Origin of the sequence: Stenotrophomonas sp. ISL-67 (assembly GCF_018612915.1) — a bacterium.
In the GTDB taxonomy this organism is placed as follows: domain Bacteria; phylum Pseudomonadota; class Gammaproteobacteria; order Xanthomonadales; family Xanthomonadaceae; genus Stenotrophomonas.
Genome location: NZ_JAGGRL010000011.1, coordinates 57,356 through 71,817, shown reverse-complemented (window position 1 = coordinate 71,817; position 14,462 = coordinate 57,356). Strand labels below are relative to the sequence as shown.

The 14,462-nt window shown below is 66.5% G+C and carries 12 protein-coding genes; 7 read left to right on the top strand and 5 right to left on the bottom strand.

Features of this window, described 5'->3' with window-relative positions:
• On the bottom strand, positions 1-362 hold a 362-nt coding region (locus J7J08_RS12465; protein WP_214905992.1), incomplete at its 3' end, for a DUF262 domain-containing protein.
• Between the two features lie 148 nt (positions 363-510).
• Positions 511-3,198 carry a pyruvate dehydrogenase (acetyl-transferring), homodimeric type gene (aceE, locus tag J7J08_RS12460; RefSeq protein ID WP_214905990.1) on the bottom strand — a complete coding sequence of 896 codons (2,688 nt, stop codon included), beginning with the start codon at positions 3,196-3,198 and terminating at the stop codon, positions 511-513.
• 443 nt (positions 3,199-3,641) lie between these two features.
• Between aceE and J7J08_RS12455 the strand changes: the two genes are divergently transcribed.
• The 3 genes from J7J08_RS12455 (at position 3,642) to J7J08_RS12445 (ending at position 5,980) form a co-directional block, all read left to right on the top strand.
• Positions 3,642-4,145, top strand: a complete 504-nt coding sequence (locus J7J08_RS12455; RefSeq protein WP_214905987.1) for a PadR family transcriptional regulator — start codon at positions 3,642-3,644, stop codon at positions 4,143-4,145.
• A gap of 93 nt (positions 4,146-4,238) precedes the next feature.
• Positions 4,239-5,033, top strand: a complete 795-nt coding sequence (locus tag J7J08_RS12450; protein WP_214905983.1) for a siderophore-interacting protein — start codon at positions 4,239-4,241, stop codon at positions 5,031-5,033.
• A 530-nt stretch (positions 5,034-5,563) separates the two neighbouring features.
• A complete protein-coding gene (locus J7J08_RS12445; protein WP_214905981.1) occupies positions 5,564-5,980 on the top strand; it encodes a hypothetical protein in 417 nt (138 codons plus the stop codon).
• Between the two features lie 78 nt (positions 5,981-6,058).
• Here J7J08_RS12445 and J7J08_RS12440 read toward each other — a convergent pair whose 3' ends face one another.
• Both J7J08_RS12440 and J7J08_RS12435 read right to left on the bottom strand, forming a co-directional pair.
• Positions 6,059-6,757: a YceI family protein gene (locus J7J08_RS12440; protein ID WP_214905977.1), complete on the bottom strand. Its 699-nt coding sequence runs from the start codon at positions 6,755-6,757 to the stop codon at positions 6,059-6,061.
• 159 nt (positions 6,758-6,916) lie between these two features.
• Positions 6,917-7,507, bottom strand: a complete 591-nt coding sequence (locus J7J08_RS12435; protein WP_214905974.1) for a malonic semialdehyde reductase — start codon at positions 7,505-7,507, stop codon at positions 6,917-6,919.
• Positions 7,508-7,649: 142 nt separating this feature from the next.
• Between J7J08_RS12435 and J7J08_RS12430 the strand changes: the two genes are divergently transcribed.
• The 4 genes from J7J08_RS12430 (at position 7,650) to J7J08_RS12415 (ending at position 11,264) form a co-directional block, all read left to right on the top strand.
• A complete protein-coding gene (locus J7J08_RS12430; RefSeq protein ID WP_214905971.1) occupies positions 7,650-8,621 on the top strand; it encodes a mitochondrial fission ELM1 family protein in 972 nt (323 codons plus the stop codon).
• Between the two features lie 423 nt (positions 8,622-9,044).
• Positions 9,045-9,935: a DUF2145 domain-containing protein gene (locus J7J08_RS12425; RefSeq protein ID WP_214905969.1), complete on the top strand. Its 891-nt coding sequence runs from the start codon at positions 9,045-9,047 to the stop codon at positions 9,933-9,935.
• Positions 9,936-9,990: 55 nt separating this feature from the next.
• Positions 9,991-10,509, top strand: coding sequence for a hypothetical protein (locus J7J08_RS12420; protein ID WP_214905967.1), 519 nt, complete (start codon positions 9,991-9,993; stop codon positions 10,507-10,509).
• A 200-nt stretch (positions 10,510-10,709) separates the two neighbouring features.
• The gene (locus tag J7J08_RS12415; RefSeq protein WP_214905965.1) at positions 10,710-11,264 is read left to right on the top strand and encodes a queuosine precursor transporter; all 555 of its coding nucleotides are present in this window, start codon (positions 10,710-10,712) and stop codon (positions 11,262-11,264) included.
• A gap of 346 nt (positions 11,265-11,610) precedes the next feature.
• Here J7J08_RS12415 and glnE read toward each other — a convergent pair whose 3' ends face one another.
• Positions 11,611-14,427, bottom strand: coding sequence for a bifunctional [glutamate--ammonia ligase]-adenylyl-L-tyrosine phosphorylase/[glutamate--ammonia-ligase] adenylyltransferase (gene glnE, locus J7J08_RS12410; RefSeq protein WP_214905962.1), 2,817 nt, complete (start codon positions 14,425-14,427; stop codon positions 11,611-11,613).
• Positions 14,428-14,462 lie beyond the last annotated feature (35 nt).

Sequence of the window (14,462 nt, the reverse complement as noted above, 5' to 3'; positions counted from 1 at the left end):
AAAAGCCTGGGCGATTCAATCAGGTCTTCGTGCTTCTGGATGTCAGACCACTTTTTGTTGTCTATCCTGTTGTCACCAAAATCCTTGGCTGCACGCAGCTTGTCGTTGGCAAACTCCAAGATTGTCTGAATTCTTTGCTTGCCGTCAACAACATGATAAGTGGCAGAGCCGGTCTCTGAGATCGATTTATGCAGAAATACTGCGGGGCTGGGATAGTTCCGGAGGATGGTGTCAATGAAGAACTGCTTATCCTTGCGCGTCCATACGCTTCGACGCTGATAAGGCGGCTCCAGATCCAGTCTATCGTTTCGGCTAAGATCGATAAGCCAGGTGATATCTTGATTTGTGGGACGACGAATCATTTGAACATCCTTTTAGGGATACGGGACAAGGCCATTTGGATACGGGGAGTGGCTAGCTCAGAGCTTCTCGAACTATGACACTACTGGCGATGTAACGAAAAGAGGCGACACATGGTCGCCTCTTTCGAGTTTGGGGCGACTCTAAAGATCAAACCCCGACAGGATTAGCCTTCTCAGGATCAATCTTGTACTGCTTGATAGCCCGGGCCACATCCTTCCCGGTCATCTTCCCATCCTTGGCCAGCGCCGCAATCGCGGCATGCGCGATGTAGTACCGGTCCACTTCAAAGAAGCGACGCAGGTTCGCACGGGTATCCGAACGACCAAACCCATCCGTACCCAGCACGGTGAACGTAGCCGGCACGAACGCGCGGATCTGGTCCGCATACGCACGCACGTAGTCGGTAGCGGCAATCACCGGGCCCTGGCGGTCTTCCAGCAGCTCGGTCACGTAGGCCTTGCGCTGGGTGTCTTCCGGGTGCAGGCGGTTCCAACGTTCGGCGTCGAAACCATCACGGCGCAGTTCGTTGTAGCTGGGGCAGCTCCAGATGTCGGCGGTGACGCCGAAGTCCTTCTCCAGCAGTGCGGCCGCTTCAATGGCTTCGCGCAGGATGGTGCCCGAACCCATCAGCTGCACGCGCAGCTCGTTCTTCTTCGGCTTGCCGGCGTCGGTGAGCAGGTACATGCCCTTGACGATGCCTGCGGCCGCACCTTCCGGCATTTCCGGGTGGGTGTAGTTCTCGTTCATCAGAGTGATGTAGTAGTACTCATCAATCTGGTCTTCCATCATGGCCTTGGTGCCGTGCTGCAGGATGACCGTGACTTCGAAACCGAAGGTGGGGTCATAGCTGCGCACGTTCGGAATGCCGCCAGCGGCCAGGTGGCTGTGGCCATCTTCGTGCTGCAGGCCTTCACCATTAAGCGTGGTGCGGCCGGCGGTGCCGCCGAGCAGGAAACCGCGGGTACGCATGTCGGCGGCCTGCCAGGCAATGTCGCCCACGCGCTGGAAGCCGAACATGCTGTAGTAGATGTAGAACGGCAGCATCGGCACGTTGGAGACCGAGTAGCTGGTACCGGCGGCCATCCAGGAGCTGATGGCGCCCGGCTCGCTGATGCCCTGCTGCAGCACCTGGCCGCTCTGGTCTTCGCGGTAGAACATGAGCTGGTCGGCGTCGACCGGCTTGTACTTCTGGCCGAACGGCGCGTAGATGCCGATCTGGCGGAACAGGCCTTCCATGCCGAAGGTACGGGCTTCGTCGGCCACGATCGGCACGATGTGCGGGCCCAGTTCCTTGTCGCGCAGGGTGATGTTCAGGCTCTGCACGAAGGCCATGGTGGTGGAGTAGCTGCGCTCGCCGCTGCTCTTGAGCAGGCGTTCGTAGGTTTCCAGCTTCGGTGCGTTGAAGCTCTTGGTGGCCTTGCGGCGGCGCTGCGGCAGGTAACCGCCCAGTGCGGCGCGGCGCTCCTGCAGGTACTTCACTTCCGGCGAATCCGGGCCCGGGTGGTAGAACGGCACCTGGCCGTCCTTGAGCTGTTCGTCGGTGACCGGAATGTTGAAGCGGTCGCGGAAGTGGCGCACCGCTTCGTCGTCCAGCTTCTTGGTCTGGTGGGTGGGGTTGAGCGCTTCACCGGCGCTGCCCATGCCGTAGCCCTTGACCGTCTTGGCCAGGATCACGGTGGGCATGCCCTTGGTGTTCACGGCCTGGTGGTAGGCGGCGTACACCTTGTGCGGGTCGTGGCCACCACGGTTGAGGCGCCAGATGTCGTCGTCGGAAAGACCGGCCACCATGGCGGCGGTTTCCGGGTACTTGCCGAAGAAATGCTCGCGCGTGTACGCGCCGCCGAAGGCCTTGCAGTTCTGGTATTCGCCGTCGACGGTTTCCATCATCAGCTTGCGCAGCACACCGTTGGTGTCCTTGGCCAGCAGGGCATCCCAGTAACCGCCCCACAGCAGTTTGATGACATTCCAGCCGCCGCCACGGAACACGCCTTCCAGTTCCTGGATGATCTTGCCGTTGCCGCGCACCGGGCCGTCGAGGCGCTGCAGGTTGCAGTTCACCACGAAGATCAGGTTGTCCAGGCCTTCACGGCCGGCCAGCGCGATGGCGCCCAGGGTTTCCGGTTCGTCCGATTCGCCGTCGCCGATGAAGCACCACACTTTGCGGTCGCTCTTCTCGATCAGGCCACGGTTTTCCAGGTAACGCAGGAACTGCGCCTGGTAGATGGCGGCCAGCGGGCCCAGGCCCATGGAGACGGTGGGGGTCTGCCAGTAGTCTGGCATCAGCCACGGGTGCGGGTAGCTGGAAAGGCCGCCGCCGTCGACTTCCATGCGGAACTTGTCCAGCTGCTGCTCGTCGATGCGGCCTTCCAGGAAGGAACGCGCATAGATGCCCGGGGCGCTGTGGCCCTGGATGAAGAGCAGGTCGCCGGGGTGGTTGTCGCTGGGGGCGCGCCAGAAGTGGTTGAAGCCCACGTCATACAGCGTGGCACCGGAGGCGAAGCTGGCGATGTGGCCGCCCAGGTCGCCCGGCTTGCGGTTGGCGCGCACCACGGTGGCCATGGCGTTCCAACGGATGATGGAACGAATGCGCCATTCCAGGTCGGCGTTGCCCGGGCTCTTGGCCTCCAGGGTCGGCGCGATGGTGTTCACGTACTCGGTGGTGGGAGAGAACGGCAGGTAAGCACCCGAACGACGGGTCAGTTCCACCATGCCTTCCAACAGTTGATGCGCGCGCTCAGGGCCCTCGACATCAATAACGGCCTTCAGCGACTCGATCCATTCCTGGGTTTCCACAGGATTCGGGTCGTTGTTCAGCACCTCGTTCAACCAGTTCATTAGCGCTCCCATGACCGCACGCACGCGCGCGACTGTTTTAGATTTCTAGCCGCAAAGTGTAGCGCACCAATGGGTTTGCTTACTTCGCTACGGGTGCGTATGGAGGTGCTGGCGTTGTGTCTTGGGGACAGCGCGCGACACGTTTCGTGGGTTCCACGGGGGATTTGCGGTGCTGTGGGTTAGCCAACGCTGTCATGCGAGCGTGGAACAGTGACTGTTCCATGTGGGAGACGGAGCGTCGCAGGCGCGTAGAGCGGGGCTCTGCCCCGCTGCGTTGGGTTTGGCGCGGAGAGCAGCGGGGCAGAGCCCCGCTCTACGGCGGAGCGTCCCGCGGCGATCTGGCGCGGGCGGTTGGCTGAACGGTGGCGTTGATGCAGACGCGCAGGGGTTCCCTCGGGTTTGTTTTCGATATATCGTTTGCGCACTCCATTCGATATATCGAAATGACCGCTCCGCGTGATCTGGATGGGCCTGCCCGCCCGCTGACCTCCCGGCCGCTCAGCCGCGGCGACCTGCGCCTGCTGGTGCTGTCGCTGCTGGCGGCGCAGCCGCGCCATGGCTATGAGCTGATCCAATGCATCAGCGAAATGTTCGTGCGGGTGTATACGCCCAGCGCGGGCTCGATCTACCCGGTGCTGGCGCAGTTCGAGGCCGCCGGTTGGGTGAGCGCGCTGGAAGAGGCCGGGCGCAAGCGCTACCAGCTCACCGAACTGGGCCAGGCCGAGCTGGCCGCCCAGCGCGAGGAGGTGAATGCGGCGCTGCACCGGGTGCGCCACAGCGCGCGCTCGATCGCCAAGGCCAACCTGCCGCCGGTGGTGCGCGATGCGATGCGCGAGCTGAAGCAGGCGCTGGGCCTGCACCACGCGCGGTGGCAGGACGACAGCGCGGCGGCCGTGGCCCAGGCGCTGCGTGAGGCGGCGGTGCAGATCCGCGCGCAGGGCCGCTGAACCCTTCTTCCCTTACTTCGACCCCGCCCGCGTTACGCCAGCCAGGTCTTTCCCCCTACGCCGCTGCGGCGGCTTTGAAACAGGTACATCGCCATGGCTTTGCATGAAAACAAGTTGGTGCGCCACACCGTGAAGTTCCGCCCGCTGCAGGTGCTGCGCACGGAGGAAATCAGCCCGTGCATGCGCCGGGTGATCGTGGGCGGTGAGGCGCTGGCAGGCTTCGAGTCGCCCTCGCCCGATGACCACGTGAAGCTGTTCTTCCCGAATGCGGAAGGCCAGTTCGTGGTGCCCACCATGACCCCGGAAGGCCCGCGCTACCCGGAAGGCCAGGAGCCCTCCCCCGCCCGCGATTACACGCCGCGGTGGTGGGACCTGGAGGCCAATGAGCTGGCGCTGGACTTCGTGATGCACGGGGATGGCGTGGCCTCACGGTGGGCGGCCAACGCCAAGGCGGGCGATGCGATTGCGGTAGGTGGGCCGCGTGGCTCGCATATCACCGCCGATGACTTCGATACCTATGTGCTGATTGGCGATGAAACCGCGCTGCCGGCCATTGGCCGCTGGCTGGAGATGCTGCCGGAAAGCGCGCGGGCGGATGTGTATATCGAGATTCCGGAGGCGGATGACCGCCAGCTGCTGCCGGACGATGACCGCATTCGGGTGTCGTGGCTGGAGCGCAATGGGTTTGATGCGGCCACCAGCACGCTGCTGGAGGATGTGTTGACCGATTTCGAGGAGCCGGAGGGCGATACGTTCTATTGGATCGCCACCGAATCGCGCCGGGCGCGGATGATGCGCAAGTACGTGGAGGGGCACCTGGGGGTGCCGAAGGAGTGGATCCGCTCGAAGGGGTATTGGAAGGCGCATCCGGAGCACGAAGGAGATTGAGGGCGGTAGCCCCGGCCGTTGACCGGACCACGTACCGCTTGGGCCGGCCAACGGCCGGCGCTACCGGGATCTTGGCCGGTGGGTCACTGCTGCTGGCTTGACCACGTACCGCTTGGGCCGGCCAACGGCCGGCGCTACCGGGGTTTTGGCCGGTGGGTCACTGCTGCTGGATTGGCCACGTACCGCTTGGGCCGGCCAACGGCCGGCGCTACCGGGGTCTTGGCCGGTGGGTCACTGCTGCTGGATTGGCCACGTACCGCTTGGGCCGGCCAACGGCCGGCGCTACCGGGGTCTTGGCCGGTGGGTCACTGCTGCTGGATTGACCGCGTACCGCTTGGGCCGGCCAACGGCCGGCGCTACCGGGGTCTTGGCCGGTGGGTCACTGCTGCTGGATTGACCACTTACCGCCTGGGCCGGCCAACGGCCGGCGCTACCGGCGAATGCCTCGCAATCCCCACCGCCCGGTAGGTCACGACCGTTGGTCGTGACCACCACCATGCGACAATCGCGTTTTGGGCCGGTGCCTTTCGATGCAAGCAGCTTCTCTTTCGGCACTGGCCGACCTGATCGCGCGCCTGGAGCGCGCCGATGCCACGCTGGACGCCACCCTGGCCGCCACCGCCCCGCAGGCCACCGTGCCCATGCGCGAGGCGGTGCTGCCGCTGGCCCGCGCCCAGCTGGCGCTGGTGCAGGCCAACACCGATATCACCCTGGTGGCCGATGAGCTGCGCCGGTACCAGAAGTACGCAGTGCCGGGTAAACCGAGCCTGCAGATCGTGCAGCTGCGCAAGCAGCAGGGCGCGGTGAAGCAGACGGCGCTGATCGCCCGGCAGAATTTCGCCCAGGCCACGCATGCGTTCCTGCGCGAAAGCGGATTGACCGCCCCGGCGCGGCGGTTGCCGACGGATTTTGCAAGTGGTTGGTTGGCGAAGATCGCCGCGGCGTAAGCCTCATTGCACAAACAAAAATCCCGCCTTTCGGCGGGATTTTTTTATGAGCAGCGGGGCAGAGCCCCGCTCTACCGCTTAGGCCGCCGGCTTTTCGCCGGTGGCTTCGGTGGTGATGCGGATGTTCACTTCATCGCTCACGTTCGGGGCGTACGCGCCGACGCCGAAATCGCTGCGCTTGAGGGTGGTGGTGGCGTCGAAGCCGGCGGCCGGAACCTTGGCCATCGGGTGCTCGCCGCCGGCGTTGACGGTCACATCCAGGGTCACCGGCTTGGTGGTGTCCTTGATGGTCAGGTCGCCGGTGACGGTGAGCTTGTTGGTGCCGGCCGCTTCAACCTTGGTGCTCTTGAAGGTGGCAGCCGGGAACTTGGCGGCGTCGAAGAAATCGGCGCTGCGCAGGTGTTCGTCGAACTTGGCGGTGAAGCTGTTGAGGCCGCTCAGCGGCAACTTCACTTCCAGGGTGGACTTGGTCACGTCGGCCGCGTCGTACACCAGGGTGCCTTCAACGTTGCCGAAATGCGCGGTCGGGTGCGAGAAGCCGAAGTGGCTCCACTGGGCCAGCACGTCGGTGTGGCTCGGGTCGAGCGTGTAGGTGCCCGATGCGATCTGGATGGCTTCAGCGGCCGGGGCGGCAGCCGCTGCGTCGGCGGCGGGGGTGGTGGCCGCGGCCGGGGTGGCGTCGGCCGCCGGGGCAGCGGTTTCTTCAGCCGGCTTGGAGCAGGCGGTGATGGCCAGGGTCAGAGCCAGCGGCAGGAGCAGTTTGCGGGTAACGGTCATGGCAGGTCTCTCTCGAATTCACAGGGAAAAGGAAAAGTGATGCAACAACCCGTCCGCACGGACGGGGCAGATGATACCGGCCATCCGGGCCTATACCCTTCGGGCCGTCGCTGCGCGACGTTGAGAACGGCTCCAGGCCGTTCTCTTCGGCGGGAACGCTTATTCGATGCGGGCGGCTTCGTCGAAGGCCAGGCGAGGCAGCCGCGGGAACAGGCCCGAAGAATCACCGTAACCCAGATTGACCAGGAAATTCGACTTGAGGGTGGTGCCCTTGAAGAAGGCTTCGTCCACCTTGGCCGGGTCGAAACCGGACATCGGGCCGGCATCCAGGCCCAGCGCGCGGGCGGCCAGGATCAGGTAGGCGCCCTGCAGGCTGCCGTTGCGGAACGCCGATGCGTGGCGGCCTTCACGCGGGCCTTCGAACCATGCCTTGGCATCGGTATGCGGGAACAGATAGGGCAGCTTTTCGTGGAAGTCTTCGTCGAACGCGATGATGACGGTGACCGGGGCGGCCAGGGTCTTGTCGTGGTTGCCTTCGGACAGCGCCGGGGCGAGCTTGGCCTTGGCTTCGGGCGACTTCACGAACACGAAACGCGCCGGGCTCGAGTTGGCGGCCGTGGGGCCCCACTTCAGCAGTTCGTACAGGGCCTTCAGCTGGCTGTCTTCGACCGGCTTGTCGAGGAAAGCATTCTGGGTGCGGGCGGTACGGAACAACTGGTCAAGCGCAGCATCGTTGAGCACGTTGGACATGAAGCCTCCGGTGGAACACGTTGGATGAAGAAGGAATCCCGCACGCCGTGCGCTACCTTTAGGGGGCACTGCGCGGTCGGCGAAGGCTGGCAGTGTAGAGTGTCGCGACTGTTGCAACACCCAGCCTTACTGAAACGAATTAATGCCATACGTGAAACGATGGAGTCCGCCCTGGACGATCACTGACGGCCGTGCCGGCAATGTGCGGCAGGCAGTGGCCCTGGCCACGGCATTGAAGCTGGGGGTGCATCGCCCGCTGGTGCTGATGCCGCGCGCGCCCTGGAAATGGGTGGCGCCGCGTTGGCTGCCGGGCATGGCCGGGGGTTATGGCGTGGCGTTCACGACCTTGACTGCGCAGCCGCCCGGGCTGGCGGTGGGGTGTGGCCGCCAGGCGGCCGGGGCGCTGCGCGAACTGCGCCGGCGCGGCAGCAAGGTGGTGCAGATTCTCGACCCGCGCCTGAGCACGCGCCATTGGGACCTGCTGGTGGTGCCCGAACACGACCGCCTGCGCGGCAGCAACGTGCTCACCCTGTTGGGCAGCCTGAATCCGGTGGACGACGATTGGCTGATGGTGGGCCGTGCGGCGTTTGCCAGCTTCGGCGACCTGCCCGGCCCGCGCACCGCGCTGCTGGTGGGTGGCCCCACCGCGCACGCGCCGTGGCATGAACCGGACATGGCGAAGGTGTTCCGGCAACTGGCCGGGCAGCTGCGCGCGGAGGGCGGCAGCCTGCTGGCCACCACCTCGCGGCGCACGCCCCCGGCATTGGTGGGCGCGCTGCGCAGTGCGTTCGCCGATGTGCCCGGGGTGATCTGGGGCGATGGCGGCGACGGTGTGAACCCGTATGCGGGGTTGCTGGGCTGGGCCGACCGGGTGGTGGTATCGCCCGATTCGGTGAACCTGCTGTCTGAAGCGTGCGGCACGCGCTTGCCGGTGGCGGTGGCGCTGGCGCACCAGGCGCAGGGCCGGATGGTGCAGTTCCAGCAGGCGTTGCGTGCACGCGGGCGGCTGCAGGAACGCTGGTTGGAGTGGGGTTACCCCGGGCCGATCGAGCCGCTGCGCGAGACCGGGCGGATTGCCTTGCAGGTGCGGGAGGCGTTGGGTATTCCGGGTTGATGGGCGGGCCCATTGGGATTGGGATCGATCAACCGTTGGCTTTGGATCGTCTAAACGTTGGATGAAACATGGGGCGGTGTTTTTGCCCGGCTTCGGATGCTTGGGCCGCGCTGCGCGCGGTGTCCGGCCAACGGCCGGGGCTACGAATTGTTATGGGCCCATTGGGATTGGGATCAATCAACCGTTGGCTTCGGATCGTCTAAACGTTGGATGAAACATGGGGGCGGTGTTTTTGCCCGGCTTCGGATGCTTGGGCCGCGCTGCGCGCGGTGTCCGGCCAACGGCCGGGGCTACGAATTGGTACGGGCCCATTGGGATTGGGATCAATCAACCAAAACCCGGTAGCGCCGACCGTTGGTCGGCACACTGCCTGATGCCGCTATGATGCCGACGCGGCCCCGTACCGCTGGAGACTGGACTGCAATGGATCTGCCCTACCCTCATTTGCCCCCACGCCCGCCCCTGAAGCGCTTTGCGCTGCCTGCACTGTTGTGCGCGGCGTTGTGGCTGCACGCGCCGGCGGCACATGCGCAATCCCAGCAACCCGAATGCCAGCAGCGCCACCCCACCCCGGCTGCGCTGGCATCGATGTTCGATGTGGCGCAGCGCGCCGACGAAACCTTGGAAGCGCTGGACGACGTGGACGTAGTGATCATCGCGCGCGGCGGACAGGACCTCAGCAGATACGGCCTGCGCCACAGCCACTTGGCCTTCGCGGTACGCGAAGGCGATGGCACCTGGCGCACGGTACACCTGCTCAACCACTGCAAGTCGTCCACGTCGGCGCTGTTCCATGAAGGGCTGAGCAACTTCATCGGCGAAACCGGCACGCATACCGATCTGCGCGTAGGCGTGCCTACGCCGGCGGTGCGCGCGACATTGAAGAGCATGCTCACCGCCCCCGGCATCCAGGCCAAGGCACTGCATGAACCCCGCTACAGCGTGGTGGCCTACCCCTTCAGCGACGAATACCAGAATTCCAACCAGTGGGTACTGGAGGTGCTGGCGGCGGCGATCGCGCAATCGCGCGACGGCACGTTGCTGGTGCGCCGCGCACAGGTGCAGCAGTGGTTGAAGGAACAGCAGTACGTACCCAGTTCGCTGCACATCGGGGTGGGCAAGCGGCTGGGGGCGCGGTTCTTTGCGGCCAATGCGGCCACTACCGACCATCCGGCCAGTGAGCGTATTTCCGGCAACTATTCGGTGGTGACGGTGGAATCGGTGTTTGATTTCCTGCAGCAGCGCAAGGTGCTGGCGCAGGAACTGAACGTGGCGCACGTGCCGGTGGTGGGAATGGCGGCACCGAAGCCCTGAGGATTTTTCGCGGTGGCGGCATGCTGCCGGTACCGCCTTTGCAGAAGGAGTTGGCATGAAGCGTTTTTCGATCCTGGCCGCGGCGTTGACGATGGTGCTGGCCAGTTCGCCGGTGGCGGCGCAGGACTCCACCGATAAGTCGGTGAGCTACGGAATGGTCGGTTCAATAGTGAGCGTGGCGGTGATCACCGCGCCGATCTGGCTGACGATCGCAGGCTTCGAGGGCTCGGCCAAGGGTTCGCAGCGGCGTAGCGGGGCCAAGCATGCAGGCGCCGGCACGGCGGGTGCCAAGGCCGGGCCGCTGCCGCCGCTGACGGTGGAGAAGGTGGAGCGCCAGGCCGACGGCGCCTACCAGGTAGCCCTGAAGAACCCCGACGCCCCCACCGACCTGGCCGTGGTGCAGTGGCCGGCCCGCGACGACAGCCCCGCGCAGGCGCTGAAAGCCGGCGATGTACTGGCCTTCACGCCCACCGAGGCTGGCGCCGGTTGGATGGTGGCCGATGCGCAGGGCACGGCGCTCGCGTTCCTGCCCACCACGGACGCAGCGGCGGGCAATGTCAGTGAGCGTTGGTAGGGTTCGCAGCCACGCAGGGCGTGGCTCTACGGGGTGATTTCAGCCACGTAGGCGTGGATGTACGGTTTGCTTTCAGCCACGCAGGGCGTGGCTCTACGCTGGGGCGTTGTGGTTGGTGGTGTCATCAACCTGAGCGGAGGTTATTCGGTTCACGAGGGCGGGGTGGCTGCGGCCGCGCCTTGCGGGGATAATCCGCCGCCATGACCGCGCGCCCTGACATCGTGTTTGCCCCGTTGACCCTGCGCTCGCTGCTGCTGGCGGTGCTGGCCATGGGCGCGGTGGTGCTGGGTTCGAACGTGCTGGTGCAGTACCCGATCAACGATTGGCTGACCTGGGGTGCTTTCAGCTACCCGGTGGCGTTCCTGGTGAGCAACCTGATCAACCGCCGGTTTGGTCCGGCGGCGGCGCGGCGGGTGGCGTGGGCGGGGTTTGCGCTGGCGGTGCTGTTGTCGATCTGGATTGCGACCCCGCGGATTGCGGTGGCGTCGTGCCTGGCGTTCATTGCCGCGCAGCTGCTGGATATCACCGTGTTCGACCGGCTGCGCCGGGGCCATTGGTGGCGCGCGCCGATGGTGGCGACGACGTGCAGTGCGACGTTGGATACGGCGATTTTCTGGAGCATCGCGTTCGCCGGGTCGAGCCTGCCATGGGTGAGCTGGGCGGCAGGCGACCTGGCGGTGAAGCTGGCGATCGGCGTGTTCCTGCTGGCGCCGTTCCGTGCGCTGTTGTGGAAGATGGCGCCGCGGGTGGCGTAAGCGGGGGGGCGGACCGCCTGTTGGCGTGCGGCGGATGGGTGGAAATTCGAACAACCGGGTGGCCGGAATGCCGGTAGGGTTGCACCCTGGTCAACCGCACGCGCATAGCCAACGTTCGGTAATGGCATGACCGGTGGACGGAGAAGGCGTTCGTTTCGGCACAGGTCATGCGCTACCGGGCGTTGTACCGTTATCGGCGTTCGTTTGGGAACCGAACCTACCGGGTCGCGGTCGCATTCCCGGTTGGTCGCGCGCATCGCCCGGCGTAGAGCCACGCCCTGCGTGGCTGGCGCGGTAACCGGTCATTCGGGGTGCGCTGCGTAGAGCATCCACGCAGGGCGTGGATCTACGGGGTTTGGTTGAACGGCAGCTCGGCTGCTTCGCAGGCTGCCGTGATCACGCGCTGGGCTTCTTCCAGCGCGGGCGTCAACACCGCCAGGCGTGGCCGTCTATCCAGCGTGCAGGCCAACCCGACGTCCAACAACGCGGCATGCGCTTCGTGCAACGCCTTGCGGGTGCCGCCCGGCAGCCAGGCGATGCTGGCGAGCTGGTCAATCAGGCTCGGGGTATCGCGCGGCTCCAGTACCTGCGGGTGCGCGCCGGCACTGTCCAGCACGCCGGTCTGCAGCAGGAATTCGAGATCTACGATGCCACCAGCACCCTGCTTCAGATCCCAGCGCGCAGCATCGCTGCGGTCCAGTTCGGTGCGCATGCGGCCGCGCATCTTCACTACATCGGCGTACAGCACCTCGCGCTCGCGCGGGCGTGCCAGCGTGGTCGCACGGATCCGGTCGAAATCCGCGAGCAGGCTGGCGTCGCCGGCAATGCCACGCGCGCGCACCAGCGCCTGGTGTTCCCAGGTCCAGGCGCGTTCGCGCTGGTATTCGGTATAGCTGGCCAGCGAGGACACCAGCGAGCCCTTGCCGCCGTCCGGGCGCAGGCGCACGTCGATGTCGTACAGGCGGCCGGCAGCGGTGACCGCACCCAGCAGCGCCATCACCTTCTGCGCCAGCCGCGCATACCAGCGGCCCGGGTCGAGTGGACGCGCGCCGTTGCTGCTGTCCTGGCCGGCCGGGTGGTCGTGCAGGAACACCAGGTCCAGGTCGGAGCCGAAACCCAGTTCCAGGCCACCCAGGCTGCCGTAGCCGATGATGGCGAACCGCCCACCCGGCACGTCGCCGTGCGCGCGGCGCATGTCCGCATCGGCCATCGCCAAGGCGGTGACCACCACCGCCTGCGCGAGCTGGGCGAGCTGGCGGGTGCTGTCCACCGCGCGCTGACGGCCATCCAGGGTGGCCAGGGCCATGCGGAAGCTCAGCGCAAGGCGGGTTTCATTGAGCAGGCGCAGCGCGGCTTCGGGGTCGTCCACGGCCAGTGCGGCATCGCACTCGGCCTGCATGGCGGCGGCGTCGGGCATCGGGCCGGAGACGCGCACGTCGAGCAGTTCGTCCAGCAACAGCGGGTAGGCGGCAATGCGTTCGGCCAGCAGTGCGCTGCGCGCCAGCACGTCCACCAGCCGGGCCAGTGCGCTGGGTTGTTCGTCGAGCAGCGCCAGGTAGCTGGTGCGGCGCAGGATCGCCTGCAGCAGGCCGAGCACGCGCTTGAGCGCGGCGTCGGGCTGCGGTGAGCGGGTGGCGGCATGCAGCAGTGCGGGCAGCACGCGGTCGAGGCGGGCGCGGGCGTTGTCGCTGAGCGATTTCACGCCCAGCGATTGGGCGAAGTCGCGCAGCGACTGGTCGGCGCCGTTGGGGTCGTGGAAGCCGGCGTTGGCCAGTACCTCGGCATCGCCGCTGTCGGGCAGGCCGCGCCAGTAATTGTCCAGTGCGTCGGGCGCGGCCTGGCCGGCGCGCGGGGCGAGCAGTGCGGCGAATTCGGTGCTGACGCGGTCGCGCTGCCCATCAAGTGCGGCCAGCAGGGCATCCCAGTCGGCATAGCCCAGGCCGCAGGCGATGCGCAGGCGGTCGGTGGGGTCGGTGGGCAGTGCGTGGGTCTGGGCATCGCGCAGCATCTGCAGGCGGTTTTCCAGCCGGCGCAGGAAGCCGTAGGCGTGCAGCAGGTCGTCGCCGTCCTGCGCTGCCATCTGCCCGCAGGCGACCAGGGCGGGCAGCGCGTGCAGCAGGCGGCGCTCGCGCAGGCTGGCTTCGCGGCCACCGCGGATGAGCTGCAGGGCCTGGGACAGGAATTCGATTTCGCGGATACCACCGGGGCCCCGCTTGATGTCGTCGAACATGTCGCGGCGCGAGACTTCGGCGGTGATGGCCGCCTTCATTTCGCGCAGGCCATCGAGTGCGGTGAAATCGAGGTAGCGGCGGTAGACGAAGGGGCGCAGGGTCTGCAGCCACGCTTCGCCGGCGGTGATGTCGCCGGCCACGGCGCGCGCCTTCAGCCACGCGTAGCGTTCCCAATCGCGGCCTTCGCGCTGGAAGTACTGGTCCATGCCGGCGAACGAGAGCGCCACGCGGCCGGCGCTGCCGAACGGGCGCAGGCGCAGGTCCACGCGGTGGCTGAAGCCGTCCACGGTGGTGTCGTCGAGCAGGCGCGCCAGGCGCTGGCCGAGCCGGGCGAAGTATTCCTCGGCGGCAAGCGGGCGCGGGCCGTCGGATTCACCGCCCTGTGGGTAGGCGTAGACCAGGTCCACGTCGGAGCTGAAATTGAGTTCGCCGCCGCCGAGCTTGCCCAGGCCGAACACCACCAGCTGCTGGGCGCTGCCGTCGGCGGCGCGGACGACGCCGTGGCGGGTGGCGAATTCCTGCTCCAGCGCGGCCAGCGCCAGCGCCAGGCACTCCTCGGCCAGGCGGGTGGCGCCGGCCAGGGTGGCGGGCACGTCGTCGAGGCCGTCGAGGTCGCGCCAGATCAGCCGGGTGGAGCAGGCGGTGCGGTAGCGGCGCAGGCGCACGGGCCAGTCGGCCGGCTGCTGCGGGTCCAGTTCCGGCAGCGGGAGTGGCGGGCAGTCGGATTGGGTCAATTGCGACAGGAGTGCAGGCTGCCGGCAGAGGGTGTCGATGGCGAAGTCGCTGGTGATGGCAAGCAGGCGGAGCCTGGCCAGCACCGGTTCCGGCGGCGGCCAGTGGCCTGAGTCGTTCAGGCTGAGCGCAAGGCGGGCGAGCGCGCGGTCGACCAGGGGGATGAGGGCAGCGGGGACGGCATCGGCGGGGATCGGCATGCAGGGATTATGCATGGGGCCGTGGGGGTCGTCGG